The organism is Oligoflexus sp. (assembly GCF_035638955.1).
GTDB lineage: Bacteria > Bdellovibrionota_B > Oligoflexia > Oligoflexales > Oligoflexaceae > Oligoflexus.
Map to the genome: position 1 here is coordinate 1 of NZ_DASQYZ010000327.1, position 4,767 is coordinate 4,767.

Annotated in this window: 1 protein-coding gene; it reads right to left on the reverse strand. The window is 48.3% G+C overall.

Going from position 1 to position 4,767, the window contains the following annotated elements; all coding sequences use genetic code 11:
* Positions 1-4,500: GAF domain-containing protein (locus VE954_RS29470; protein WP_324959698.1), on the reverse strand; the 4,500-nt coding region annotated here is incomplete at its 3' end.
* Positions 4,501-4,767: the final 267 nt, after the last annotated feature.

Consider the following 4,767-nt stretch of genomic DNA (forward strand, 5'->3'; position numbering starts at 1 on the left):
ACCATGAGCCTCGACCAGGGCTTTAACGGCGTCCATTCCAACCCCGCGGCCCGAGATATCTGTCACCTTCTCTGCTGTGCTCAAACCGGAATGAAAAATGAAGGCTGCAATTTCATCGTCCGTTGCAGTGTCCTTCCCCAGGATGCCTCGCTTTCGCGCCATGGCTTCTATCCTTCCAAGGTCCAGCCCTGCTCCATCATCCCGGATCGTGACAAGGTAGCTCTCCGGTTCTTCCTCGACCACAACATTGATTTTCCCGACTTCGTCCTTTCCTGCTTTCAAGCGTTCTCCTGGTGCCTCGATTCCATGATCAATGGAATTGCGCAGGCAATGAGTCAGGACTCCTTCCATGAGTTCGGAATTCTCTCTGTTCAGAAGAATGTGCCTACCCTCAATATGTATTTGTGGAGGTTTCTTGCCGAGGCTTTGGGCAATGGAGGGCAGCGTTTCCCTGAGAGCAGCCGTTAGACCAGCCACGGTTTCCAGTCTATCGGAGGGGCCCATTTTCTCAGAGCCGAAACCAAGTTTTCGATTAATTACGTCGGAATACTTGAACAGTATCGACTCGATCGGAGCCAGGTCCGCTTCCATTCTCTCAAAATCCCAGCCTGCATCCGCTTCTGCCCTGACGACACTGAGGGTTTCCTCTGCCTTGTGAACAAGGTCGGAAAGTCTCATCATTTTATAGTTGCGACATAAACCTTTCAGAGTATGCAGATTGCGATAAAGCACGTCCAGCAATTCTCTCGATGCAGTCCGGCGAATCAGAACTTTTCGGTTCTCCTGAAGATACTGATTGGCCCTTTCAGCAAAGAGCTTGAACTTCGGCAATGTTATATCAAGCACCTGGCCAATGATCTCGAGTTCCTCTTTATGCGCGTCCACCTCCAATTGAAGCGCCTTCAATCTGGTCGTGTCGCGAAGACTGACGAGTATCTTTTCAAGAATGTGGCTGTCCGAATAAATAAATCCCCAGTCAATTTCAATGATTTTATTTCGACCATCGGCGAACAGCAGCTCAAATTCCTTCAAGAGAAAGTGTTCATTCATTTCCCTGGCAAGTGCATCCTCACCCACCATGGCATTGATGGCGCTCACAAGACCGGCCTGCTGGTCCTCGCCAAGACTGGTTTTTTTGAGAATCTCTGAAAGCTCCCTGCCACCTGGATTTTCCATTTCAAGGATGGACTTGAGGTAGACGGAATGCTCCGGATCGATAACGATTTTAGATCGGTCCGGGGATAAGCCTACGGTGAATATCCCAAGCTCTATATTCTGAAGAATGCTTCTTACTTCACGGGTTTTTTCGTTTAATTTAGCGGTTCTTTCCTCAACCTGCTTTTCCATTCCTGCATAAAGCAAGGCATTTTCGATTGAAATCGCGGCCTGTGAACCAAGCGTTGTAATAAGTTCAATTCGTTCCGACGTAAATGCATGGGTCGATGTACTGTTTTCAAGGTAAATCAAAGCTACAGGATTGTTTCTGCTTATGATGGGCATGCAGAGGATGGATTGTGGCCTCTGCTCCTTAACGTAGCTGTTCTGGGTGTAAGCACCTTCCCTGCCCGGATCACCAAGCACGAGGGGCAATTTCGATCTCATGACGTATTCGCAGATCGCGGTGCATAGATGAGGTGACTCCTGGTATGGGACATGAAGCATAAGCTTCGGATCGTTCGAATCGATGCTTTGCGCCATCACTCGCCACGTGGATTCGGATCCTTCCTTCATTGGCAGAAGCAGCACGCAGCGGTTGCCTCCCGCAGTCTGGCGAAGGATGGCAAGAAGCTTGGAAAGCAGGTCATCAATCCGGATGGAACCGGAGATTGCCTGTGCCGCGCGAGTTATGGCCGTTACATCCAGGACATCACCATGCTGATAAGTCTGGCCATCGGACTGAGCAATGGTCTTGCCATGCAGGGTTTTGTTGAGTCCAGCATTCGTGCTGCCGGGACTCGCTTTACTGAAGACATTGGGGTGATTTGCTGCAAGTTGTTTTAGCTTTCCCGGCGCTCCATAAGTCTGATAGAAGCCATAGGCAAGCCTTAAATAAGGTTCAGCCAGCCGCTGCTGTTTCAGATCGAGATACATCTCTGCACAGCGGTCAGCGGCAAGGCCAGCGACCCAGAAATAGCTGTATTGCTCGGCAGTGCTGATAGCTTCATCATAGAGGACTGTCGCCTTTAGATATTGACCCTTGAACAACTGAAATTCCGCCTCAAGTATAAGTGCAAAGTGCTTAAAATTAACAGGCACAACAGAAGCCCACGTTCGGGCTTTTTTCAATGTTGATCGAAGCCTCTTTCCGCACTCCCAGGAACCCATGAGCTGCCGTTGATGGAGTGCCGAAGCGCATAAGCCGATAAAAAAGTTGTGATAGGCAACGGATACACAGCCCACGACTTTATTAAGCTCACATGCCAGGAGCAGTTGAAGAGCGTCTTCATATTGATTGAAAATAAGAAATGATTGCGATTGGAGTACCAAATAAACGGTTCTGGACGTTGTGGTTGGAACCTTATTCATGACTTTGTCAATAGCGTCTCTATCCCAGATATCCTCATCACGAAATGTAAGGATGTCGGGTACGACTCCATCCATCACCCGCAGGTATTGCTGCGTTATGCAATAGCCAGGGGTTGCGGCTTGCGATATTTTCAACATGGTCACACCCTCCATGTCTCGTGCCATTTTTGCTATACCCTGGATGTAAGGCGCGTAATGCATAGTAAAAAATAGTCTGGTGGCGCGAGCGCTATCGAGCCAGGCAGTTTCTCCTGCCTGAGCAAGAAAATCTTCTGCTTCTGCGATTACGCCTGTGGTTTCTCTTACATCTTTTGCCCATGGAAGAAGGCAGTATGCATTTGAAAACAATGTCTTCCCAAGGCTGCTTTTGGACTCATACTTTTTCGCAAATTCAATCCCTAAATCTGCCACGGCTGCAGCATGATGATAGTCCCGATTAATTAAAAGAGTGAGCAAAGCAAGGTTTTGGTAGAGTCCACTTGCGCCCTCCGTATTTCCATTCTTAAGAAGGATTCGAATTGGATAAGCATTGGCAAGAGTAAAAAGGTTAATACTGTGCTGAAATGAATTGAATTGAATTGCAATGAATAGCGCCACCGTAAGTTTATGCTTTTCATCATCAACGGGCGGCGACATCAATCTTTCGAACAATTGGCCACTTTTTCTAAGTTTCCCGGCTAAATATAGACTCCTTAAACATTCAAAAGCGGCATAGGCTATGTGTGGTTTTGCTGGCAAATCAATTCCAAGTAGCTTGAGTGCCTCAATTCCACTGAGGCAGGCTTTTTCATACTCCCCAGTTAGGCCATAGAGGGCCGTTTTTTTCTCATATACCAGGGCCATGGAAAAAGGGTTTCCTCCCTTTGAAAGGAGGCTTTCAAAGAGTTGCTCAGAGATCTCAACATTGTGATTGTGGTATTCTGCTTCAGCCAGCGTGAACATCAGGGCACGCCAGCGATCACCCAGGTTATCTTTGTCGACCCTTTGCAGGATTTCAAGGCCAAGCCTAGCAAATTTTACCGCGCTTCCATAGGAAAGTGATGCCGCGGATTTTTTCGCAGCCTTGAGGTTCAGATCGACAACAAGACTTTGTTCAGAAGAGTCTTCTATATAATCAAGTCCACTGTTAAATAGTTCAGCAATCTGCACGATTAGATTTTTCTTCACATCCTCGTCGCTCGAGTATCGTAGAAGATGCCTTCCATATTGCAACTTGATTTTTTTGATCTCGGCATCGGGAAAAAGAGCATGGCAGGCCTGCTGTACGCGGTCATGGACAAACCGGTATCTGATCCCATCAAAGGTGGCTGCAGGTCTTTCCTCGCTCGAAGTGTGCTGGAATAAAAAGGATGGCCCTTCGTAGATGAGGATGTGCTCCTGACACGGACCTGCCAATATCTTTGTGGCTTCCTGGAGTCCCGCGCCAGACAATGCACATAGGGTTTTCAGGTCAAATTCATGGCCTATGCACGCTGCATGGGCCAGAAGAGGAATGACCTCGGCTCCCAGATTTTTAATTTTGACGATGAGAAAATCGATGACATTGGAGCTAAGGCCCAGCGCACGAATATTATAGATATCCCATTGCCATCGGCCCAGTTGAGCGGAAAAATTAAACGCTTTGGCATGATAGAGCTGGGTGAGGACTTCATGCACGAAGAAGGGGTTGCCATGGGTTTTATGCATGACTTCCTCGCAGATGTCCTTTGTTTCAGTGGTTGACGAGCAAAGACTGTCGGCAATCAGACCGGCCAGATCAAGCTCGCTGAGCGGGCTCAATCCCGCCCTGGCAATATCGAGCCCCATATCCGTCAGGTTCTGAAGGCAACGGGTCAACGGATGCAGTTGATCAACTTCATTGTCGCGATAGGCCCCAATGAGAAACAGCTGAGCACCCTTACGGCGCTCAAATATATTTTTAATAAGGCCGAGAGAGCCGCCATCAGCCCACTGAAGGTCATCAATGAATATCACCAGCGGGTATTCATACTGGACTATGGCGCTGACAATGGCGTCCAGGGCGAGACGGAAACGGCTGGCATTACCGACACTACCGAGATCCTCCAGTTCAGGCAGCTCGCCGAGAACGACTCCGAACCTCAGGGCAAACGCATGATTAAAATTAAGACATTAGGACTGTGAAAAGATAGTCATTGTCCCATCCTGCTTTATGCCGTTTTCCCTTGATGCCTCTCTTGGATGTTTTCTCTTGCTTGAGTAAGTTTAAGGCGATTCGTCGCA